General features: G+C 37.7%; 15 protein-coding genes. 10 read left to right on the plus strand and 5 right to left on the minus strand.

Going from position 1 to position 23,337, the window contains the following annotated elements; translation table 11 throughout:
• Positions 1-11 precede the first annotated feature (11 nt).
• Positions 12-944 carry a hypothetical protein gene (locus SJY45_RS01990; RefSeq protein WP_400073084.1) on the plus strand — a complete coding sequence of 311 codons (933 nt, stop codon included), beginning with the start codon at positions 12-14 and terminating at the stop codon, positions 942-944.
• Between the two features lie 4 nt (positions 945-948).
• Here SJY45_RS01990 and SJY45_RS01995 read toward each other — a convergent pair whose 3' ends face one another.
• Complete coding sequence (locus SJY45_RS01995) at positions 949-1,377, minus strand: YybH family protein (protein WP_400073085.1); 429 nt, start codon at positions 1,375-1,377, stop codon at positions 949-951.
• 91 nt (positions 1,378-1,468) lie between these two features.
• Positions 1,469-2,176, minus strand: coding sequence for a Bax inhibitor-1 family protein (locus SJY45_RS02000; RefSeq protein WP_215914537.1), 708 nt, complete (start codon positions 2,174-2,176; stop codon positions 1,469-1,471).
• 289 nt (positions 2,177-2,465) lie between these two features.
• On the opposite strand from SJY45_RS02000, the gene SJY45_RS02005 reads away from it, so the two are divergent.
• Together SJY45_RS02005 and SJY45_RS02010 are read left to right on the plus strand one after the other, a co-directional pair.
• A complete protein-coding gene (locus SJY45_RS02005; protein WP_215439152.1) occupies positions 2,466-3,506 on the plus strand; it encodes a sugar kinase in 1,041 nt (346 codons plus the stop codon).
• Positions 3,507-3,531: 25 nt separating this feature from the next.
• A complete protein-coding gene (locus SJY45_RS02010) occupies positions 3,532-4,200 on the plus strand; it encodes a bifunctional 4-hydroxy-2-oxoglutarate aldolase/2-dehydro-3-deoxy-phosphogluconate aldolase (RefSeq protein WP_400073086.1) in 669 nt (222 codons plus the stop codon).
• 2 nt (positions 4,201-4,202) lie between these two features.
• On the opposite strand, the gene uxuA is transcribed toward SJY45_RS02010, so the two are convergent.
• Together uxuA and SJY45_RS02020 are read right to left on the minus strand one after the other, a co-directional pair.
• Positions 4,203-5,405 carry a mannonate dehydratase gene (uxuA, locus tag SJY45_RS02015; RefSeq protein WP_400073087.1) on the minus strand — a complete coding sequence of 401 codons (1,203 nt, stop codon included), beginning with the start codon at positions 5,403-5,405 and terminating at the stop codon, positions 4,203-4,205.
• Positions 5,406-5,455: 50 nt separating this feature from the next.
• Positions 5,456-6,262: an SDR family oxidoreductase gene (locus SJY45_RS02020; RefSeq protein ID WP_400073088.1), complete on the minus strand. Its 807-nt coding sequence runs from the start codon at positions 6,260-6,262 to the stop codon at positions 5,456-5,458.
• Between the two features lie 378 nt (positions 6,263-6,640).
• Here SJY45_RS02020 and SJY45_RS02025 point away from each other — a divergent pair, with 378 nt between their 5' ends.
• From SJY45_RS02025 to SJY45_RS02055, 7 genes are all read left to right on the plus strand, one after another.
• On the plus strand, positions 6,641-9,721 hold the full coding sequence (locus tag SJY45_RS02025) for a TonB-dependent receptor (RefSeq protein ID WP_289062901.1): 3,081 nt from the start codon (positions 6,641-6,643) through the stop codon (positions 9,719-9,721).
• Between the two features lie 17 nt (positions 9,722-9,738).
• Positions 9,739-11,295, plus strand: a complete 1,557-nt coding sequence (locus tag SJY45_RS02030) for a RagB/SusD family nutrient uptake outer membrane protein (RefSeq protein WP_400073089.1) — start codon at positions 9,739-9,741, stop codon at positions 11,293-11,295.
• Between the two features lie 77 nt (positions 11,296-11,372).
• The gene (locus SJY45_RS02035; protein WP_400073090.1) at positions 11,373-13,646 is read left to right on the plus strand and encodes a VCBS repeat-containing protein; all 2,274 of its coding nucleotides are present in this window, start codon (positions 11,373-11,375) and stop codon (positions 13,644-13,646) included.
• Positions 13,627-14,880: an FG-GAP repeat domain-containing protein gene (locus SJY45_RS02040; protein ID WP_400073091.1), complete on the plus strand. Its 1,254-nt coding sequence runs from the start codon at positions 13,627-13,629 to the stop codon at positions 14,878-14,880. Before SJY45_RS02035 ends, SJY45_RS02040 begins: the two co-directional genes overlap by 20 nt.
• A 28-nt stretch (positions 14,881-14,908) precedes the next feature.
• The gene (locus SJY45_RS02045; protein ID WP_400073092.1) at positions 14,909-19,141 is read left to right on the plus strand and encodes a two-component regulator propeller domain-containing protein; all 4,233 of its coding nucleotides are present in this window, start codon (positions 14,909-14,911) and stop codon (positions 19,139-19,141) included.
• An 8-nt stretch (positions 19,142-19,149) separates the two neighbouring features.
• The gene (locus SJY45_RS02050) at positions 19,150-20,973 is read left to right on the plus strand and encodes an arylsulfatase (protein ID WP_400073093.1); all 1,824 of its coding nucleotides are present in this window, start codon (positions 19,150-19,152) and stop codon (positions 20,971-20,973) included.
• Between the two features lie 3 nt (positions 20,974-20,976).
• Positions 20,977-22,299 carry a Gfo/Idh/MocA family protein gene (locus tag SJY45_RS02055; RefSeq protein ID WP_400073094.1) on the plus strand — a complete coding sequence of 441 codons (1,323 nt, stop codon included), beginning with the start codon at positions 20,977-20,979 and terminating at the stop codon, positions 22,297-22,299.
• A gap of 3 nt (positions 22,300-22,302) precedes the next feature.
• Here SJY45_RS02055 and SJY45_RS02060 read toward each other — a convergent pair whose 3' ends face one another.
• Positions 22,303-23,166 carry an AraC family transcriptional regulator gene (locus SJY45_RS02060; protein WP_215439191.1) on the minus strand — a complete coding sequence of 288 codons (864 nt, stop codon included), beginning with the start codon at positions 23,164-23,166 and terminating at the stop codon, positions 22,303-22,305.
• Positions 23,167-23,337: the final 171 nt, after the last annotated feature.

Here is a 23,337-nt window from a genome sequence, read left to right on the forward strand (position 1 = left end):
AGTTTTGTAGTATGATTAAGAAATTCTTGTTTGTGTGTATGGTATGGGGCATATCCTCAATGGTATTTTCCCAAGACATCGAGATTTTTAAAATTTCGGATTTTAATCTAAAGGGAAATGTCAAATCCTGTTTGGTAATTACGGACTATGGTAAGGAAGAATATTACTTTAATCCAGAGGGCTTTTTAACCAAATCGGTTACCCGTTATAATGATACGGATTATGAAACCACGTATTATAAGTTTAAGGACGGTTTTTTAAAAGAACGTAGGATAGAGAATTATATGGATGGCGTTTTTGATTATGCCACTTCCATTGCCAGTCTTTATGAGATAGATACCGTAGCAAGAAAGATAACGGAGAAAATCGTTTCTTATGAAAAAAAACAATTGGAAAAGAACGTTTATAGTTATGATACGGATGAAAAATTAGTAAAACTTGTACGCACCAATACCAGCGGTATAGATGAAATAGACTTTGAATATGTTAAGAATGATACCGTCGATACGGTTTCTAAAAAGGTAAATGGTGTATTATCTAAATTGGTTACTACCACTTCTTTTGTAGAGAATGACCGGAAATTTAAAAAGGTAATTTCAAAAAACTATATGGAAGGCAATCTTGCTTCTAAAACCGTTGAGGTTTTAGAAGCAAAGAGCAAGGTAATACAGCATAAAGAGTTCATGTTTGATGGTTCTACAGAAAAATGGATATCATTGAACGATGAAAGTTATCAATACGATGAAAACGGATTTCTTTCTGTTGTCACGACCAAAAAGCGCTTTGGTGAGCTTACTCAAGAATACATTTATCAATTTGATGGTACTTCTGCCAATAATTGGGTGAAAGAAATAATTACACCTAGCAACACGTATACTACAAGACGTATAAAATATTACCCGCCGGTTGCAGATCAGACCGTTTTGGAAGAACAGAAGAATTGAAATATTAGCAGGAAGAATCTGCTATAATTTTCCACTCACCATTTATCCGTTTAAAGATTATCATAAATGTGCCATTGGCATCACCTACGTCTCGTACTAAAAAATATTGCCCCATAACGTAGTAAGAATCTTCGGTTATTTTGGAAATCTGGTCAATTTTAAAATTTAATGTTCCTATTTCGGCTTGGGTGGGGTATCCTTTCTTGTAATTATCCAAAGTGGTTTGCCATCCTTTTGTGATTCTACCACCACTGTAATAGGTAAGGTCTTCGGATTTCCAGTAACCTTCCATGAATCCTTCTAGGTCTTGATCAGACCATGCCTTTTCTTGATTGTGAAGAATATTTTTTATGGTGTCAATATCACTATTTTGGGCGTAAAGTGTTCCTGTTGTAGTCAACAATACAAAAAAGAATAAAGTGGTACTTTTCATTTTTTAGTGGTTTTACGATATACAGGGGTAAGGTATAAAAAAGCCCCGCAAAATTTCCGGGGCCTCTCTCAAAATAAATAAACACTAAAAATTAATCATTTGTATGTAAGTTCAGTATATACCAAAAAAGCAACATAAGACTGGCAAAGAGTCCTAAGGAAGCTGCAACATACTGGTTGGATTTATATTTATGGACCAGGTTTGAGGTCTGGTACAAAATAGACCCCGACGCCAAAATTACCATGGCGGCACTAAATAGAAGCCCTAGGTTAAAACCAAATAATATACCTGCTACAATGAGTCCTAGAGCAATGGCAAAACCCACGGCCAATATTGATTTCAGGAAGGAAAAATCCTTTTGGGTCAGCAGTACAATAGCAGAAAGCCCTGTGAACAAAGATAAAGTCATGATGGCAGCTTGGTTTAAAATATCAAGAGAGCCACTTTCCGTCATTGTTATGGCAATAAATATTAATGGAATAAATATGAATGCTTCGGCAACAACATAGAGGAGAAGACCCCAGTAATGCGTACTGTTCTTATCGCTCTTCAAAGCCAAACGTTCTGCGTAATTGGTAATGAATAAAAAACCTCCCAACATAATCAACCAGCTATACCCTTGCGTTAGCGAAAGTGCAAAATTCAATAGTGGGGGAATCTGAAAAAATAGGGTTTCAATAAGAATGAACAGTAACACGGCGCCAGCTAAATGGGCATAGGTTTTTCTGTAAAAAGCGGCTTTTTCTACCTCGGTAAGGGTATTTACCAAAGCGCCGTTAGTGGTTTGGTGGTTTTTCATGTCTATAGTTTTGGCTCAGGACACAAATAAAAAAATATTATTAGAAGTAAAGATGGTTTTTGGTTGAACGGTAGTTATATTCGTTTTTTGTGTAAACTCCTTATTATTAGTAGGTATTGGTAGGGGTGGCTTATATCTCAAAAGCTATGAATATTGTTAAACGTATAGAAAGTTAAATAATTGACCAGTTTTTACGGTTAATTAGTTTGTGGGAAATCTTAGTTTTGTAGCTGTCAAAAAAATAACAACTATTTTCGTAAACTAAGAACTAAATAACCTAATTGTTAAAATGAAAAAAGTAGTCACTTTCGGGGAAATTATGTTGCGTTTGGCCCCTGCAGGATTTTTAAGGTTTTCTCAAGCCACCAGTTTTGATGTAATTTACGGTGGAGGGGAGAGCAATGTAGCCGTTTCTCTAGCTAACTATGGTGTACCAGTTGATTTTGTAACACGCTTGCCAAAGAATGATATTGGTGAATGTGCACTAATGGAAATGCGAAAGCGTGGCGTTGGTACCGATAAAATTGTTTTTGGAGGTGACCGTTTGGGAATTTATTTCCTAGAGACCGGAGCTGTTAGCCGAGGGAGTAAGGTAGTTTATGACCGCGCTCATTCCGCTATTGCTGAAATAGAAAAAGGAATGATTGATTGGGATGCCGTGTTTGAAGGCGTAGAATGGTTCCATTGGACAGGTATTACACCAGCTATCTCTCAAGGTGCTGCAGATGTTTGTTTGGAAGCGGTAAAAGCGGCCAGTGAAAAAGGAATTACTATTTCAACCGATTTGAATTACAGGGCCAAGCTTTGGAATTACGGTGGTGATAGAGAAGCTATCATGACCGAACTTACATCGTATTGCGATATAATTTTAGGGAACGAAGAAGATGCAGAGAAGCACTTTGGTATTCACCCTGAAGGTTTGGATGTTCATAAGGATGGCGCTGATGTTAAGGCAGAAGCGTTCTTGTCCGTTTGTAAGCAAATGATGAAAAAATTCCCTAAAGCTAAAAAGGTAATTACAACTTTAAGAGGCTCTATTTCTGCTTCTCACAATACGTGGGCAGGTGTATTATGGGACGGTTCCAAAATGTACGAAACACGTCAATACCAAATTACGGATATTGTTGATAGAGTAGGAGGAGGTGATTCTTTTATGGGCGGTTTGATCTACGGATTGTTGAAATACCCAGAAGATGACCAAAATGCATTGGACTTTGCCGTTGCTGCTTCCTGTTTGAAACATACAATTAAAGGAGATGCCAACTTGGTAACCGTAAGCGAAGTTGAAAAATTGATGGGTGGCGATGCTTCCGGTCGTGTTGCAAGATAAGAACATTAACTACAAACAATAAAATATGGCTCAGTATTCAAGAATAGAGGTTGCATCCGTAATGAAAGAAAACGGTATGGTGCCTTTGTTTTATCACCCAGATGTAGAGTTGGGTAAAAAAGTTTTAAAGGCATGTTATGATGGTGGATCACGTTTAATGGAATTTACCGCTCGCGGAGATTTCGCTTATGAGGTGTTTCTGGAATTGAACAAGTATGCGATAAAAGAACTTCCTGGAATGGTTATGGGAGTTGGTTCTATTACTGATGCCGCTGCTGCTAGTTTGTTCATGCAAATGGGGGCTAACTTTATTGTTACGCCATCACTTCGTGAAGATATAGCAATTGCCTGTAATCGTAGAAAGGTGCTTTGGTCACCGGGATGCGGTTCTTTGGCAGAGATAAATAGAGCGGAAGAAATGGGATGTGAAATCATCAAACTTTTTCCAGGCTCTACTTACGGACCAGGGTATGTTAAGGCTATAAAAGGCCCGCAACCATGGACTAGTGTTATGCCAACAGGAGGTGTAAGTACAGATGAAGCTAATCTAAAAGGTTGGTTTGATGCTGGCGTTACCTGTGTAGGTATGGGTTCTCAGCTAATCAGTAAAGATATTCTGGCCAACAAGGATTATGCTGGCCTAGAAAATCGTGTAAGAGAAACTTTGACTTTGATTAAAAAGCTAAGATCTTAATACTATTCGAAAAACGCTTTTCGAATTCCTAATTCCAATCCTCGTAATTCTGCTAAACCGCGCAAGCGGCCAATAGCTGAGTAACCGGGATTGGTTTTTTTATGAAGGTCATCTAGCATCTGGTGACCGTGGTCCGGTCTCATAGGAATTATGGCATCTTTCCTTCCTTCTGTTTGTCTTCTTTTTTCTTCAGCAAGAATCAATTTAATCAGATCATACATGGGAACATCACCTTCAAGATGGTTAGCCTCGTAGAAGTTTCCGTTCTCATCACGCTTGGTACTTCTAAGGTGCAGGAAATGTACACGGTCAGAAAAACGTTCAAACATTTTCGGCAGGTCATTATCTGCCCTGGCCCCTAAAGAACCCGTACAGAAAGTAATACCGTTGCTTATAGATGGTACTTTATCAAAAATATAGGCGTAATCCTCTTCGGTGCGCATAATACGTGGCAATCCTAATATAGAAAATGGCGGGTCATCTGGGTGAATACACATGAGTATGCCGTTTTCCTCAGCAGTAGACATTATGGAATTTAAAAAATAAACAAGGTTACTGCGCATATTATCCTCATTCATGCCCTTATAGGTGTCTAAAGTCTTCTGAAACGGACTTAAATCAAAACCTGTCTTAGGTATGTTATATGTTTCGGAAGAGCCAGGGAGACCGGCTATAATTGTTTTTACTAGTTTATGTACGTCCTCTTCGGACATAGCATCATAATAAGATTTTGCCGCTTTAGTTTGTGATGGGGAGAAACTTTTTTCGGCATCAGGTCTTTTTAATATAAATAGGTCAAAAGCGGCTAGAGCGGTGGCATTAAAAAAAAGAGCCTTGGACCCATCTTCCACTTCATGGTCTAGGCTGGTGCGCGTCCAGTCCAATACAGGCATAAAATTGTAACAAACTACGTTGATGTCGCATTTGCCAAGGTTAATCAAACTCTGTTTGTAATTTTCTATAAGTTGTTCAAAGCCATCTTGCTGCGTCTTTATACTTTCATGAATAGGTAAAGATTCTACTACGGACCATACCAACCCATTATTTTCTAATAGATTTTTTCTTTCCTCTATTTCGGCTACAGTCCAAACTTCGCCATTAGGTATGTGGTGCAAAGCAGTAACGATTCCTGTGGCACCCGCCTGTTTAATATCCTGTAAGCTTACTGGGTCATTGGGCCCATACCATCTCCATGTTTGTTCCATATTAGGTACTTATGATTGTTGATATATGATTTTAAAATTTTGATAGGTAACTATACTCCGCTGAAAGCACTAAATCCACCATCTACAGGAAGAACAATGCCGGTAATAAACTTAGAAGCATCACTGCATAAAAACTGTATGGCACCATTTAATTCTTCAACTTCTCCGAAACGCCCCATTGGTGTGTTTCTAATAATGGTTTCACCACGCTGGGTAAATGAGCCATCCTCATTTGTTAGTAGGGCCTTATTTTGTTTTCCGATGAAGAAACCTGGGGCTATAGCGTTAACCCGTATACCACTACCAAATTTCGTAGCCATTTCAACGGCCATCCACTTTGTGAAGTTTTCCATTGCTGCTTTTGAGGCGGAATAACCGGCCACTCTGGTTATGACACGGTCAGCGGCCATAGAGGAGTAGTTAATAATGACACCCTCTTTTTGTTCGGACATCACTTTTCCGAATATTAGAGAGGGGATAAGGGTTCCGTTTAGATTAAGTTCCGTAACCTTTTTAAAGTCATCAACTTTTATGTCAAAGATGGTTTTGTCGGGAGCCACTGTAGCTCCAGGAAGGTTGCCTCCGGCGATATTAAGAAGGATATCTATTTTTCCAAAATCAGCTATAATTTGGTTTTTTGCACTTTCAAGAGATTGTTCACTCAAAATATCAGCCTCGTAGGCATTAGCGTGTACGCCCACGGTTTTAATTCCATCTAATAAGGATTGTACCGATGTCTTCTTTCTCGTTAACAAGGCCAATTTAACTCCAGACTTTGCCAAGCTTTTGGCAACGCTACCGGCTAAAGCACCACTCGCACCTGTTATGACAGCAACTTTATTTTCTATGTTGAACATAATGTATTCATGTTTTATATTAAAAGGCCAAGATAAAACAATCTAATTTAAATGATAGAAGTGGAGGTTTGAAATCTAGTTTTTAACGGAATTTAATAAGGCAAAATATTCATGAATACTGCAACATTTAAATAAAAATAACTAAAAATTTGTTTAAAATAAGTGTGGGATTATACTTTTTAAAGGCTATTTGAGTGTAGGTTATTTCTTTATTACATGGGCTTTTAGCGTATATATTGTGTATCTAGTACACTTAAAAACACTTCTGAACCATTTGTTATAGTCATCTGATCATTTGTTGTTAAGGAATAGTTAAATAAAGTTCACATTTGGGGAAACTTAAACAAATGTTAACTGCTCAATTAAACTTTTTAACTTATGAATGGAACTAACTTTAAAATTAAAAACTGGCTACCCCACAGATATCTGTCGGGATTGTTATGGCTTTTGGCCATAGCGTATGGCCATGCTCAAGAGATAACCGTAAGCGGAACGGTTTCGGATGACACAGGAATTCCTTTAGCGGGTGCAAATGTACTTGTGAAGGGAACAACCAGCGGTACCCAAACAGATTTTGATGGTAACTACACTATTACCGCAGAAGGAGATGCAACTTTGGTATTCAGTTATATTGGCTTTACCAAGCAAGAGGTTGCTGTTAATGGTCAGACAGTTGTTAATGCAACCCTGGCGGAAGATGCCAGCCAATTAGAAGAGGTTGTTGTAATTGGTTATGGTTCTCAGAAAAAGTCAGATTTGACTGGGGCGGTAAGTACTGTAGACAGCGAGGAAATAAATAAATTTACTTATAATGATGCTGCTCAGGCTATTCAAGGTCGTACAGCGGGTGTGAGAGTAGAGGCCAATGGAGGTTCTCCCGGTGCAAATGCCCTGGTCACCATTCGTGGCTCCAGTACCTTGTCAGATGCAGGTCCATTATATGTGATTGATGGTATGCTTACGGGAGACATGACGTCGTTGAACCCAGGTGATATAGAAAGTATTTCCGTATTAAAGGATGCTTCTGCCAGTGCTATTTACGGTTCTAGGGCGGCTAATGGTGTTATTATCGTTACTACAAAAAAAGGTACCCGTGGAGGTATAAAAGTAGATTTGGATTATAGCTATGGTCTTCAATCATCTGTAAAGACTATTGACTGGGCCAACTCAAGAGATTATGCTACCATTGTTAACAGGGCTAGGGATAATGATGGAAACGCAAGGTTTCCGGCAAATGACGCTCAGTTCAATCCTAGTATAGATAGTGATATTCAAAAGGAATCACTACGTACTGCTGGCGTAATGAATGCCAATGCAAGAATTTATGGTGGTACTGAAAATAGTACCTATAGCCTTTCTATGAACCATTACGATCAAGAGGGTATTGTAAAGCAGTCAGATTATAAAAGAACTACTGCGAGAATCAACGCTACATTGACGAAAGGAAGGTTTAAATTAGAAAACACGGTAGGTTTAACACGTTCTATTGATAACCCTAACCCGTATTTCAATAAGGAAAGAGACTTGGTGCCAACTATCCGTATATACGATGATGAAGGTAACTTTAGTGCTACTGATCAGCCAGCTGATGTAGCGGTAGGAGCATTTTATGGTGTTGGAAACGTAGGTAACTCCTTAGGTCTGGCAACTGTTGAAGATAGAACGGTTACTCGAAACAGTATATTAGGTAATATTGCCGGTTCGTTTGAAATTATCGATGGGCTGACCTATAAACTAAATTTAGGTTTGGATTATTATGCGAACAATAATTATAGGTTTACTCCAACTTATGTATTCAATTCTGCCACGTTTGGTAACAACCAATTTGCTGAGTTGGCCGAAACGAATACAAACTTTCTTTCAACCTTAATTGAACACACTTTAACTTACAGTAAGGAGTTCAATAAACATAATATAAACTTTGTAGCTGGTTATACAGATCAAGTTTCAAATACAAGGTCTCTTGGAGCTTTGGCTAGAAAATTTCCTTCTAACGATGTGCGTGTAGCTTCTGCTGCTGAAGATAAAGTTAATTTCCCATCGCAAGATTTAACTAAAACTATTCAGAGTTACTTTGGTAGGTTGAGTTATGCTTATGATAGCAGATACTTGTTAACGGCTACCATACGTAGAGATGGTTCTTCATTGTTCAAAGAAGATCTTAGATGGGGTACTTTTCCTTCATTTGCTATAGGTTGGAATTTAGGTAATGAAAGTTTTATGGAAAACTTTACAGCTATTACTGATATAAAAATTAGAGCAAGTTATGGTGAAGTTGGGTCGGATAACGTTCCAATCTATTCATTAAGTCCAGAATTGAATCTTAATAGTGAATATCCAATAGGTGACGGTCAGGAAAGAGCTACGGGATACTCAATTACTAAAGGTATTAATGACCAAATTACTTGGGAAACCAGTAAGACAACCGATATAGGTTTGGAATTTAGGGCATTAAATCAGAAGTTGAGTATAACAATGGACTATTTTCAGAAGAAATCCGAAGATGTATTGGTTGAGTTGGGATTACCATTATATACTGGGTTTGGAAACAGAGTACCATTTAATACGGCAAGTATTGAAAATACTGGTTTTGAATTTTTGGCAAATTATTCGGATAGTTTAAGTGAAGATTTTTCATTTAATATTAGTGGAAACTTCACAACATTAAACAACGAAGTTACGGCTTTGGGTGATGCTACTCCAATTATAGAAGGACAGTTTACATCAAATGGATTAAGAGGAACTAAAACAGATGTTGGTCAACCCGTTTCTTCTTTTTATGGATATATTGTAGATGGAATCTATCAAACAGATGCAGAAGCTCTAGCGGCAAATGATAATAATAACCCACAAGCGGGAGATTTAAAATTTAGAGATATCGCTGGTCCCGATGGTTCAGGGCCAGATGGAATTGTTGATGAAAATGACCAAACCTTTTTAGGGAATCCCGCTCCTAATTTTGAATACGGTTTCAATATTTCCGCGACATACAAAGATTTTGATTTAAGTCTTTTCTTTAACGGCGTTTCAGGTAACAAAATTTTGAACGGTAATATCTATCGAGGATATTTTGATACAGAGGGGAACTATCTTACGGATGCTCTAAGAGCTTGGACACCAACAAATACGAATACAAACATTCCAAGAAATACACAGTCAGATCCAGGTTTCAACAGAAGACCATCTGATTTTTATTTAGAGAATGGTGCTTACTTCAGATTAAAGAATATGCAGTTGGGTTATACTATTCCATCTGATATCTCTGAAAAAATGAAGATGACGAAGTTGCGTATATACGGTTCTGCTACAAATCTGTTTACAATTACAGATTATACAGGTTATTACCCTGAGGTAGGTAGAAACACAAGATCGTCTAGAAGAATTTTTAGCTCGGGTGTAGATGAAAGTGCTTATCCAACAGCAAGAACTATTCAACTGGGAGTACAGGTTTCATTTTAATTCTAACAAAAAAAGACATGAAAAATAAAATAATATCAAGAAGTCTATTGGCTGCACTGGTATTGCTGCTAGTAATATCATATAGTTGTCGGAAAGACATATTAGAACAGGAAAATCCAAACGCGGTAACACCGCAATCATTTTGGAAAACAGAGGATGACGCCAATAAAGGTATCATTGGGGCTTACAGTCCGTTTACACATATCTGGTACTATACACGTTTTGAAATATTCCTTTCGGATTATAGAGATGACGTTGTGAATGCTTTCGCAACATCAGAACGTACTGCAGCGGGATCTTTTAATGGAATTCCGCAAAGTAACGGTGCATTTTGGGTTTGGAGTGCTATGTTTCAAGGAGTAACCCGTGCCAACGAAGTATTGGCCAATGTTCCCGATATAGAAATGGATGCTACGGCCAAAGAAAATATATTGGGCGAAGCCTATTTTATTCGTGCTTATAACTATTTTAACCTTGTAAACGGTTGGTTAAATGTGCCGCTTATTACGGAACCGATTTCAGATTTGGAAAACCCTAAGGCGGTTCCGCAAGCAGATCCTGCAGAAGTATGGGCACAAATAGAAAGCGATTTAAAGGAAGCTCAGGCTATGGCGCCAGAATCATGGCCGTCTGATATGAAAGGAAGGATTACTTCTGGTACCGCAACAGGTTTCTTGGGTAAAGTTTATTTATATCAAAAGAAATATGCTGAGGCCAAAGCGGAATTTGCCAAAATAATGGACGGCAGATACGAATTGATGGAAAACTACGCGGATAACTTTACCGAAGCTTCGGAAAACAATAAGGAGTCATTGTTTGAAATTCAATTGGTAAACGATGGAAATACTGGTTGGGGAGGAGATGCTCCTGGAGCTGGTAAAGGTGCTGCTTTTCATCCGGATATAGCTCCTAGAGGATTTACAGGCCAGGATGGTATGCGTATCAATGATTGGGTTCTAGATTTATTCTTAGATGAAAGAACCGTAAATGATGAAATAGACCCAAGAGCTTTTACAACTTTATTTTTTAATACGGACGAGTTTACCGTTTATCAAGGAGATACATTGGTTTCTCAGACGTATGGAGATAAAAGTTATAAAGAGGTGTTTCCAGATACCGATTTAGTTTGGGGTAACAAGTGGTTGGATATAAAATTTGACGATAAGACAGGTTCTCAGGATAACGGATGGCATCAGTCAGGTAACAACTTAAGGTTGTTACGTTATGCAGATATCCTATTGATGTATGCTGAGGCCGAGTTTATGTTAAACGGCTCTACTGCAGATGCTCTAAATGCTATTAATGAAGTACGGGCAAGAGTTGATATGCCGGCATTAACAAGCATTACAATGCAAGACATAGAAGATGAAAGAGTTAAAGAGTTGTCTTTGGAAAGAACCAGATACTTTGATATTCTAAGATGGGGTAAAGTAGAGGAGTATATTGTAAACAAACCAGAGTTAAAATCTGAGAGTGCAGGTACAAGCTCATATAGACCTGGTCGTGAATATATTGCTATTCCTCAGAATGAGATAGATGCTAACCCTGTATTTAAACAAAATCCAGGATACTAATTTATTGTTGTTTATTTTTAAAGGAACCATTGCGAGATGGTTCCTTTTTTTTTAAATTGAATTTTAGAATTATGCCCTTGAAGAAATTACTATTTATAGCAAGTTTGATTTCCTTTATATCCTGCGATAATCAACAAAAACAATTTCAGCTGGTTTCTGAGCGTGATTCAGGTATTGATTTTGCAAACACGATAAACGAAACCGATGAACTCCATTATTTTAGTTTCCCCTACATCTATATAGGAGGAGGTGTTGGTGTGGCAGATTTTGATAATGATGGCCTTAATGATATTTTTTTTGCGGGAAACGTGGTTTCATCCAAGATTTACAAGAATACTGGAGATTTTAAGTTTGAAGATGTTACCCAAAGTTCGGGTATTGCAGGCAGCTATTGGGCTAATGGTATATCAGTAATTGACATTAATCAAGATGGTTTGATGGATGTGTATGTCTCTGTTGGAGGTTTTGCTACTGAGGCTGAGCGAAAAAACAAACTTTATATAAATCAAGGGAACTTTAAGTTTACAGAGCAAGCAGCAAATTATGGTATAGATGATTCCGGATATTCTACTCAAGCCGGATTTTTTGATTATGACAGAGATGGGGATTTAGATTTGTATGTAATGACTCATGCAAATGAACCGCCAAAAGAAATAGAAAAGCTATATACAAAAAATGATGGTTCAGGACCAAGTACGGACCGTCTATATGAGAATAAGGGCGTGGGAGCAAATGGCTATCCTCAGTTTGAAAATGTCTCGGAAAAAGCTGGTATTTTAATAGAGGGTTATGGTTTGGGACTTGCAATAACGGACATTAATAAAGACGGTTGGCCGGATATTTATGTAGCCAATGATTTTGTTGCTAATGACCTTTTATATATTAATAACCAGGACGGTACATTCTCGAACAAATTATCTCAATATTTTCAGCATACATCAAGAAATGGTATGGGTATAGATGTTTCGGACATAAATAATGATGCCCTGCCTGATGTACTGGTCATGGATATGCTACCGGAGATTAATAAGCGTCAGAAAACCATGACCGCCAATATGAACCATGAACATTTTAAACAAACCCTTAGGGAGGGGTTTTCGCCACAGTTCATTAGAAACACACTGCAATTAAATCAAGGTAACGACGTACAAGGTACGCCTGTTTTTAGTGAAATAGGTCGCTATTCTGGTTTGCATCAAACAGATTGGAGTTGGTCTCCGTTAATTGCAGATTTTGATAATGATGGGTTTAAAGATGTCTATATAACCAATGGCTTTAGGCGGGATATAACCAATCACGACTTTATGGAATATTCAAGTCAGGCCGGGATATTTAAAAATGGAACGGGTAGGGCCTCCGAAAAGAAAATAGTAGAGCGCCTAAAAAAGTTGGATAGTATATTCCTGCCTAATTACGCTTTTTCCAATGATGGGAGTTTAAAGTTTACGGATAAGACCCAACTATGGGGACTTGAACAGGCATCTTTATCCAACGGTGCTGTATATGCAGATTTTGATAACGATGGAGATTTGGATTTGGTCGTGAATAATATTAATGCTCCGGCCTTTCTCTATAAAAATAATTCTGATAAGACTCAGGAAAACCACTATTTAAGAGTGCGGTTAAATGGAAATAAGAATAATGTTGAAGGTATAGGAGCAAAGGTCATTGCTTTTTTATCCAGTAAAGAAAAACTTTATTATGAATACAACCCCGTAAAGGGTTATATGTCATCGGTAAGTTCTGCCATTCACATGGGGCTAGGTAAACAAAACCATGTAGATTCTTTAAAAGTTATTTGGCAAGATGGTACTCAACAGCTTCTTGAAAATATTCGTGTAGATACATTATATAACCTTAACAAGAACGAAGCATCAACAATCAATAAGAAAAATCAAGTTCCTGCTGCCAGAATGTTTACGGAAATTGAAGATGCAAATGTTATAGGGTATAATCACTTTGAAAATGATAACAGTGATTTTAGAGGAGAACCTTTACTATTGCATTTAAATGATTTTAATGGTCCTGGAATAGCAACAGGAGATATTAACGGTAATGGTAAAAGGGATGTCTATGTTGGTGGGGCAAGAAATTACCCCGGTAAAATTTTTCTTAACAGGTCAAACGGTATTTTTGATTCTATAAGTCTTCCGGGCTCCGAAAAATATGAAGACCTTGGGGCTCTTTTCTTTGATGCTGATGGAGATGATGAACTTGATTTATATGTCGTTAGCGGAGGTAGTTCTGTAAAATATTTTGATAAAGGTCACTATCAAGATAGGCTGTACATTAATAAGGGAAATGAAGTTTTTGAACATAAAACAGAATGCATTGCCAGAAATAAAGGCTAGCGGATCTTGTGTAGTAGCTGCCGATTTTGATTCGGATGGTGATTTGGATTTATTTGTTGGGGGTATGATTGTTCCAGGAAATTTTCCGGACACACCAAATAGTTATTTGCTCGAGAATGTTAATGGAAAATTTATAGATGTTACTGAAAAGAAAGCGGAAAAACTGCGTACAATAGGGTTGGTCAGTTCTGCTCTATGGACAGATTATGATAATGATGGCGACTTGGACCTTATGGTGGCTGGAGAATGGATGCCAATAACCATATTTGAAAATAAAAATGGTAGATTGGAGCATAATACTCAAACTGGGCTGGAGAATTATAGTGGATTTTGGAATAGCTTAATCGGTAAGGATTTTGACCATGATGGAGATATAGATTATATAGCAGGTAATTTAGGGGAAAACACCGCATATAAAGTAACCGAAAAAGAACCAATGAGGGTATACGCCAAGGATTTTGACAAAAATTCTAGTATAGATCCTATAATTACAAGATATATTAAAGGGAAGGAAGTACCCTTGGCTCCTAGAGGTGAATTGGCAAAACAATTGGTTTCCATTAAAAAAATATTTCCTAATTATGATCAATATGCAGAGGCTGATATGCCCAAAGTACTAAAGGCATTAGATACTACTGGAATGAGAGTGTTGAAGGTTAATTATATAAGCTCTAGTTATATTGAAAATTTAGGCAGCGGAAAATTTACTGTAGTCCCATTACCTCAAAAAGCACAGCTGTCTCCACTTTTTGGTTTGGATACAGGTGATTTTAACTCAGATGGTTCGGATGATATTTTGGGAGTTGGAAACTTTTATCCTACCGAGGTAATCTCAGGCTGGTATGATGCTGGAAAAGGTGTTGTGCTTAGCGGGGATAATCAAGGGAACTTCACATCGGTTTTACATACTAAAACTGGGTTTAAAGTTGAGAATGATGCACGTGCTTTGGTGAATGTGGTTCTAAATGATTCTACCCTTTTGTGGTTAGCATCGGTAAATTCCAATAAGGTAAAACGTTTTAGACAAAATCTCAAGTTACCCATTGTGCAGTTTGAACCGGGGGAAACTAATGCCGAGATATATTTTAAAAATGGAGATGTAGCCAAGCAAGAGTTCTATTATGGTGCTGGTTATTTATCGCAATCGTCAAATAGTATTCAGGTTCACGAATCAATGGATAAGATTTTAATTTATGATGCTGAAGGTATAAGTAGAGAGGTTGTTCTAGATTAAAGGAAATAGAAAAGAAGGGGGCACATATATGAAGATGAGAGTAAAGCTTTTTGATTATATAATTATAATTGTTTCAGTTTTGTTTACCATTGTTGGTAATGCCCAAAGCCACATTAGCTTTAAACACATTACAACAAGTGATGGTCTTTCGCAAAGTGATATTAACGCCATTTATCAAGATAAACAAGGTTTCATGTGGTTTGGTACGCATGATGGTCTAAACAAATATGACGGGTATAAGTTTACGGTCTATAACCCTAGTGCCAATTCACCAAATCAGATTAGCAGTAACCTTATTGGAGCCATAACTGGGGATGATCAGGGTAACTTATGGGTGGGAACCACAGGGAGTGGTCTTAATTTTTATAATGCTGCTACAGGTACGTTCACATCTTATAGGAATGAGGATGAAAATTCAAATAGTCTCATAGGTGACCATGTAACTGCCTTGTTTAAGGATAGTAAAAACCGCTTGTGGGTAGGTGTTCGTGACGGTTTGGATATGGTAGACCTTAACGTTTCGCCAGAGAATATAAAATTTCAGCATTTTAATTCCGAACAAGACCCTTTTATTATTGGTTGGGACGGTAGCTCTATCTACAGCATTTATGAAGATAAGAACGGACAAATACTGGTTGGTGGGGCAACTGGTATTTTTAAATTAAAAAAAGATTCAAATGGGAAGGATTATTTCGGGAACGTAAACAATTCATTAGGACTCCCTGATTGTATTGTTAGGAGTATTTTTGAAGATAATTGGGGCCGATTAATCATTGCTACTAACATTGGTATATTTTGCCAAGTAAAAGGCAAGGGTAGAGAACTTGTAAAAATTCACGACACCAATTTTAACAACCTTCTAGTTGACAATAACAACCGCATTTGGGCAGGGTCCAATGAGGGACTCTTTTATTTTGAGAACACGTCTATTGAGAAAAAACCCAAATTTGTCAAACGCTTTACGTATGATTCTAGAGATATAGGTAGCATTAGTAAGAATATCATAAAATCACTATATCTAGATAAGACGGGTATCATTTGGGTCGGGACCAACGGTGGCGGGGTCAATACTTTTGATCCAGGTAAAAAACAATTCCTAAATGTAAGAAACACACCGGACCCTAAGAGTTTAAGTTATGATAAGATTAGGGCAATGTACGAGGATAGCAATGGAACCGTATGGGTAGGCACAGAAGGTGGCGGCCTAAATATGTTATTGGAAGAAGATGATGACGGTAATTATAATAAATTTGAACATTTTAATTCTATTTCCAGAACATTTGCAATTACAGAAACAACAATTGCAAATAAGAGAACTTTATTAATTGGATCAGAAGGCACACCAGGTCTGTATCTTCTGGATATTAGTAATCCAAATGCTATTAAAGAATCAAATCTAAAATCCCAAGGACTAATGCACGGTGTGTTCAGTCTTTTGAACGATTCTAACGAAAATATATGGATTGGGACTTATACTTCAGGTATTCATAGGTGGATTAAGGAGGATAATGGCAAAGACTATCTTAAATCAACTTTTAAAAGTTACCCCAAGCAACCCAACGCTTTACCTAGCAACATCATTAGGGATATTCTTGAAGACAGTAATGGTACTATCTGGTTTGCAACTGGAGATGGTTTGAGTAGTCTTAATAAGATAGAACGTTACAAGAAACAACCAAAATTCAAAACCTATAAATCGGACCCGAATCAAAAAGGGGCAATAAGCCACAATTATATTCTTTCCTTGTACCAAAGTACCGCGGGAGATTTATGGGTAGGTACTTTTGGTGGTGGATTAAACAAATTCATACCAGGTGAAAACGGAAATGATGATAGTTTCATTTCTTATTCGTTAAAAGACGGACTGCCCAATAATGTAATTAAAGGTATTCTAGAGGATCGTGAAGGTAACTTATGGTTTTCCACCAATATGGGGCTTTCTAAATTTGACCCTGTAAACGAGACGTTTAAAAACTATAATGAAAGTGATGGTCTGCAAGATAATGAGTTTCAGGAATTGGCGTGTGTTAAGCGGGCAGATGGGGAAATGCTTTTTGGCGGTATAAACGGATTTAATGCGTTTTACCCAGAAGAAATAAATGATAATGAACAGCCCGCAGAAACAGTAATTACGGATTTACTCGTATCCAATAAATCCGTAAGGGTTGGTGAGAAAATGAACGACAAGGTCATTCTGAAAAAAAACATAAATCAAATTAGTGATATTGAACTTAGCTATAAACAGAATAATTTTTCCTTTGAATTTGCGGCCTTACATTATGCAGCACCTTTGAAAAATAAGTTCGCTTATATGTTAGAGGGTTTTGATAAGGATTGGATACAAACTACTTCGGATAAACGCTTTGCTACGTATACAAATTTAGGACCGGGAGATTATACTTTTAGGGTAAAAGCGTCCAATAATGATGGTCTATGGGATCAGTCTCCTTCGGAAATAAAAATTAAGATTACACCGCCAATTTGGCAAACTTCTGCCGCTTATTTGTTTTATAGCTTTTTAATGTTGGGTGTTTTATGGTTATTCTGGAGATACACGTTTATCAGGACTAGTAAAAAGCATCAATTGGAACTGGATCATCTTGAAAAAGAGAAATCCGAAGAAATGCAACGTGTAAAACTTGAGTTCTTCACCAATATCTCGCATGAGTTTAGAACACCGCTTACGCTCATAAAAGGTCCGCTAGAATATTTAAGGAAGGATGGGTTAAAGGTAAGCCAAACTAAAGTTCAGGAGCAGTACAATATCATGTACAAAAACACCAATTATTTATTGAAATTGGTAAATCAGCTTTTAGACTTTAGAAAGATAGATCAGGGAAAAATGCACTTGGTAGTGCGTAATAGTAATGTTGTTGAATTTATTCAAGAAGTTTGTCAGCCCTTCCAGTTTCTAGCTCACAAGCAAAATGTAGATTTTAATATTTCCGCTAGTGATGACGCTATTGTATCATGGTTTGATCATGATGCTCTAGAAAAGATTATGAACAACCTGTTATCCAATGCTTTTAAATATACTCCTGATGGAGGACATATAAACGTAGAGATATCAATAGAAAGAGAAAAGAGTGGTGAAACTGAGGAAAGTAACAGAAACGTAGTTATTAAAGTTCGAGATTCTGGGTTTGGAATAGCAAAAAATAGAGTGAACACTATTTTTGAACGTTTTAATACTCAGGATAAAAAAGACAGAAGAAATCTTCAAGGGGCGGGTATAGGATTATCGTTTACTAAAAATTTGATCGAGTTACATCAAGGTTCTATTGTCGTTAAGAGTAAACCGAATAAAGGGACTGATTTTATAGTACGACTTCCAATGGAAAAGGAAACCTTTATGAACATTCCAGAGGTGAGTATCAAGGAGGTTTCGGAAAGCGATTTCTTGGTGCGCTCTTCGGAAACTGAGTCGTTTGCCATTGGGATAAATGATGAAATTCTTGATGAAGATGTGTCAAAATCACGCCCTAAACTCCCTATTCTACTTATTGTTGATGACAATGAGGATATTCGCACTTTGGTAAAACAAGCTTTGGAAACCGAGTATGTAATATACGAGGCGGAAAACGGCAAACAAGCTTTAAAATTAGCTAAGAGTCTCATGCCCAATATTATCTTAACGGATATTTTAATGCCCGTAATGAACGGTACCGAGTTCTGCGAAAAACTCAAGACCAATAAAGAAACGAGTCATATTCCAGTGGTAATGCTTACGGCAAAAGCATCCGAAGAAAGTGAAATAGAAAACCTGAAATTGGGTGTGGAAGGATATATACGTAAACCTTTTGAAATGGAGCTGCTACAACTAACGCTCTCTAATATTCTTAAACAAAGGGATCAACTTAGAAAGCAGTTTACTAGGAATATTACGCTGCAACCTACGGAAATCGCCGTTACTTCGGTAGATGAGTCTTTTCTGCAGACTGCTATTGAAATTGTAGAAAAACACATGATGAATACGGACTTTAACGTAGAAATGCTTGTAAAGGAAATGGGCTATAGCCGAAGTAACCTTTATATGAAATTTAAAGAGATTACCGGTCTATCTTCCAGTGAGTTCATTAGGAACATTCGTCTAAAAAGAGCGGTTCAGCTTTTTGAGCAGAGCGATTTGTCCGTCAAAGAAATTATGTACAAAACAGGTTTTAATACGGCTTCTTATTTTTCTAAGTGTTTCAAAAAGCAATTTGGCGTAATTCCTAGTGAATATGTTGCCAACTTAAAAGATAAAAAAACAACCTCATAACTTTAAAAATGAAAAATAAATTAGGTAACAAGTTTGGCCTTTTAGTCTGTTTTCTAGCCCTACTATCTTGTGGGCAGAAAAACAAAACCGAAACCGTATCCGTTATTGAAACGGACGACCAAAAACCAAATGTGATTATTGTATTTACAGATGATCAAGGTTATGGAGATTTAGCATCACATGGCAACCCTATACTAAAAACTCCTAATTTGTCTGCTTTTGGTAAAGAGGCTTTGGAACTTACAAATTTTCACGTGGGCACGACTTGTGCGCCTAGTCGGGCAGGACTTATGACAGGACGTAACGGCAATAGGAACAATGCTTGGCATACTATTGGTGGATGTTCTATCTTGTTGGAAGATGAAACCACCATAGCGGAAGTGTTTGAAGACGGGGGGTATAAAACAGCTATGTTCGGAAAATGGCACTTGGGGGATAATTACCCATACAGACCTTTTGATAGAGGGTTCCAAGAAACGCTTTATAATGGCGGAGGAGGTGTGCAGCAAACTCCGGATTATTGGAACAATACCTATTTTAACGACACCTATTTTAGAAATGGTGTTCCGGAAAAGGTGGAAGGATACGCAACGGATGTCTGGTTTAATGAGGCCATTAAATATGTACAACGTACGAAAGAAGAACCTTTCTTCCTGTATTTACCACTTAACGCGGCACATTCACCCTTTAACGTTCCGGAAAGTTATGCCAAACAATACGAAGATGCTCCGTTGACCGATGTTCAGAAGCGTTTTTATGGAATGATTACCAATATTGATGAGAACTTTGGAAAGTTGGTCAATTTTTTAAAAGACGAAAAATTATTTGATAATACTATAATCATATTCACAACGGATAATGGTACTGCTGCAGGAATAGCAAAAAGCAAGGATGGAAGTGTTTTAGGTTACAACGCTGGTTTGCGGGGTACTAAAGGTAGTCACTATGACGGTGGGCATAAGGTGCCATTTTTTATAAGCTGGCCTAAAGGCAATATAAAAAAGGGGACTACAAGTAATGAATTGGTAGCCAATGTAGATTTGTTACCTACACTTTCCAAAATGGCAGGAGTATCTTTTCAGCCTAAAAAGCCTTTGGATGGGGCAGATATGTCAGCCGTATTAAAGGAGGGTGCAGAAAGTAAGGAGCGTATGTTGGTTATAGATACGCAGCGTGCTCAATGGCCTGAAAAAGGTAAGAACAGCTGTGTTATGAATACGGAATGGCGATTGATCGGTGGTACCGAGCTATATAATATTGTTGATGATCCGGGACAAAAAAATAACGTTGTGGACCAACATCCGGACATGGTTAAAAAAATGCAAGCTTTTTATGATCAGTGGTGGTCCGGTATAGAACCCGAAATGAGATATGCCGAAATTCCTATTGGTCATGAAGAAGCAAATCCTGTTACGATTACAGTTCATGATATGCATACAAAAGAGAACATACCTTGGAACCAAGTTCAAATTCGTGAGGGGGAGTTTTCTCCGGAAGGCTATTATAGCGTGAATATTGTTGAAGATGGTGAGTATGAGTTTAAATTGTATAGATATCCACCAGAATCGGGCTTGTCTCTTAATGCTGCTTCAGATGTTATTATGGGATCATCAACGGTAAATGAATTGCCTGTAGGAAGGCGCATCAATTTTAAGGGTGCTCAAGTGAAACTAGGTGATGTTTCTCTAGAAGGAAATGTTGACCTGGACAAACCCTATGCACAGCTACAGGGGGAATTGAAAAAAGGAAGCTACGAGCTTAATAGTCATTTTATTACGGATGAAGGAAACGCGTTTTCCGCATATTATATAGTAATCGAAAAAAAAGGATAATCCATGAAAAAGGCCAAGAAAAATATTGAAGCAAATTCAAAAAAGACGGATTCATTATCCCGAAGGTCATTTCTTTCTAAAACGGCTCTAGCTGCGGGTGCTATAAGTATTGTTCCCAGACATGTTTTAGGTAGGGGTTTTGTCGCGCCAAGCGATAAGGTAAATTTAGGATACATTGGCCTTGGTAAGCAAAGTATAACGCTGTCCAATGCTTTTTTAGAAAATACAGACGAAGCGCAAATCGTAGCTGGTTCCGATGTGTGGACAACTAAAAACGATTGGTTTAAGGCACATGTAAGTAAATTGTATGCAGATAAGCGCAAACAGAATAACTATAAAGACCTTACAACAACAGGAAATTATCTTGAAATTTTAGAAAGAGATGATATAGATGCCGTAGTGGTTGCAACACCTGATCATTGGCATGCCATACAGGCCATTGGGGCTATGGAGGCTGGCAAGCACGTGTATTGTGAGAAACCTTTAACGTTAAAGATTCAGGAAGGCATAGACATGGTGAGCACCGTTAAAAAAACGGGTAAGGTTTTACAAACAGGGAGTATGCAGCGTTCGTGGGCCACGTTCCAAAAAGCTACGGAAATGGTAAGGAACGGTCATTTAGGTGATATCAAAAAAGTACTTGTTAATGTGGGTGACCCTGCTATTCCATTCAATATGGATTCTCAGCCGGTACCTTCTCAAATAGATTGGAACCAATGGTGTGGTCCGGCACCGTTGTTGCCCTATAATGAAAGGCTTGCGCCACAGGAGAGTAAAGCGTTCTTTCCGGATTGGAGACTGTTTAGTGAGACCGGAGGTGGCATATTAACGGATTGGGGCGCTCATATGTTTGATATTGCCCAATGGGGATTGGGAATGGATAGAACTGGTCCGGTAAAATTTATTCCTCCTGCGGACAAAAAAGCGGTAAGAGGTATGCAGATGTTCTATGAAAATGGAATTGAAATGGTTCACGAAGATTTTGGTAGGGGATGGGGTGTTCGGTTTATAGGGACCAAAGGTAATTTGGATATTAGTAGAAGTTATTTGGAAACTGACCCGCCTAAGATTTTAAAATCTCAGGTAACGGATAAAGAGGGGCTGAAATCTAGAGGCAATCATTATCAGAATTGGATAGATGCCATAAAAAAAGGTACCCCCCTTATTTCCGATGTTGAAATAGGCCATCGTTCCGCGAGTGTGGGTAACATTTGTAATATAGGGTATCAATTGGGCCGCACCTTGGAGTGGGACCCAAAGAAAGAAAAATTTATAGGTGATAGTGAAGCCAACAAAATGAAGAGTAGAAAAAATAGAAAATACTAAAAATCAACCTCCGGGTCTTTCTTTTCTGAACGTTCCGGGGGTGATTCCATTTTTTAATTTGAACATTCTAGAAAGATAGGAAATGGTGCCTAGACCGGTCTTTTCCGCAATTTCCGCTAAGGTATTGTTTGTGGTGAGTAATAAGGTTTCCGATCGTTCAATACGTATGGTCTGTATGTATTTGCTGGGCCTGATTCCAAATTTCTGCTGAAAAACCCTAGAAAAATGATCGGCACTCAGGTTACTGTGTTTGGCAAGGTCCGCTACGGTAAGGGGCTCGTGTAAATGTTCTTTAATATAGTTGAGTACCTCGTGAAAATCACTTCTAATATTTAACTTGGAGCTTTTACTGTTTTGTATAAATGAAGCAAACAAGAGGTGAAGAAGTCCCTGAGTCTCAATAAACGACTTGGTAGAGAGCAAATCGTTCTTTTTCACGGTGTCAAGTAGAAATTTTTGCTTGTCATAAATAGTAGGGTCATCGTCTACCAAATAACGCTTTGGGTGAAGTTCTATAACCTTTTTAAAATATCCATAATGGTCGTTATTAGCTTCAATGGCATATCTAAAATCTTTCATGTCATAAATGGAAAGCCCATCGCCAACCTCTTCCAAAAAATGAATGTAATAAAGTTCTAAATGGTCATCACACCTATACCGGCTGTAGGTAAAGCTGGGTACAAGATATAGGTAACCTGGTTCTAGATCAAACTCTTCGTAACTGTGGTATATTTTGGCGGTTCCTTTTGTTACCAAATAAAGCCGGGAAAAAGGGCTGATTACATTGTCGTAATCCCACGTGGAATCTAATTTTCCGTATCCACCATGTAGAAAGGTCAATTTTAAGGATTGCAGAATTTTATTCATACACTATTTACTTCTTATCGGATTTTATGCACCTATAATCGTCACGTAAAGATAGTAATTATGCTTTCAATAATTGATTTTCAGGGCTTTTTGAGTTGTAAAGTATTTTTATACATAATGCGTCCGTGATTTATAAATGTCGGATTTGTACAACTCATAGCCTGATTTATG

The sequence above is a fragment of the Zobellia russellii genome (assembly GCF_044597075.1).
Lineage (GTDB): Bacteria > Bacteroidota > Bacteroidia > Flavobacteriales > Flavobacteriaceae > Zobellia > Zobellia russellii.

Bases quoted from the DNA above. Each gene is read 5' to 3' on its own strand.
- SJY45_RS01990 (WP_400073084.1), top strand. From the start codon at position 12: ATGATTAAGAAATTCTTGTTTGTGTGTATGGTATGGGGCATATCCTCA.
- SJY45_RS01995 (WP_400073085.1), bottom strand. From the start codon at position 1,377: ATGAAAAGTACCACTTTATTCTTTTTTGTATTGTTGACTACAACAGGA.
- SJY45_RS02000 (WP_215914537.1), bottom strand. From the start codon at position 2,176: ATGAAAAACCACCAAACCACTAACGGCGCTTTGGTAAATACCCTTACC.
- SJY45_RS02005 (WP_215439152.1), top strand. From the start codon at position 2,466: ATGAAAAAAGTAGTCACTTTCGGGGAAATTATGTTGCGTTTGGCCCCT.
- SJY45_RS02010 (WP_400073086.1), top strand. From the start codon at position 3,532: ATGGCTCAGTATTCAAGAATAGAGGTTGCATCCGTAATGAAAGAAAAC.
- uxuA (WP_400073087.1), bottom strand. From the start codon at position 5,405: ATGGAACAAACATGGAGATGGTATGGGCCCAATGACCCAGTAAGCTTA.
- SJY45_RS02020 (WP_400073088.1), bottom strand. From the start codon at position 6,262: ATGTTCAACATAGAAAATAAAGTTGCTGTCATAACAGGTGCGAGTGGT.
- SJY45_RS02025 (WP_289062901.1), top strand. From the start codon at position 6,641: ATGAATGGAACTAACTTTAAAATTAAAAACTGGCTACCCCACAGATAT.
- SJY45_RS02030 (WP_400073089.1), top strand. From the start codon at position 9,739: ATGAAAAATAAAATAATATCAAGAAGTCTATTGGCTGCACTGGTATTG.
- SJY45_RS02045 (WP_400073092.1), top strand. From the start codon at position 14,909: ATGAAGATGAGAGTAAAGCTTTTTGATTATATAATTATAATTGTTTCA.
- SJY45_RS02050 (WP_400073093.1), top strand. From the start codon at position 19,150: ATGAAAAATAAATTAGGTAACAAGTTTGGCCTTTTAGTCTGTTTTCTA.
- SJY45_RS02055 (WP_400073094.1), top strand. From the start codon at position 20,977: ATGAAAAAGGCCAAGAAAAATATTGAAGCAAATTCAAAAAAGACGGAT.
- SJY45_RS02060 (WP_215439191.1), bottom strand. From the start codon at position 23,166: ATGAATAAAATTCTGCAATCCTTAAAATTGACCTTTCTACATGGTGGA.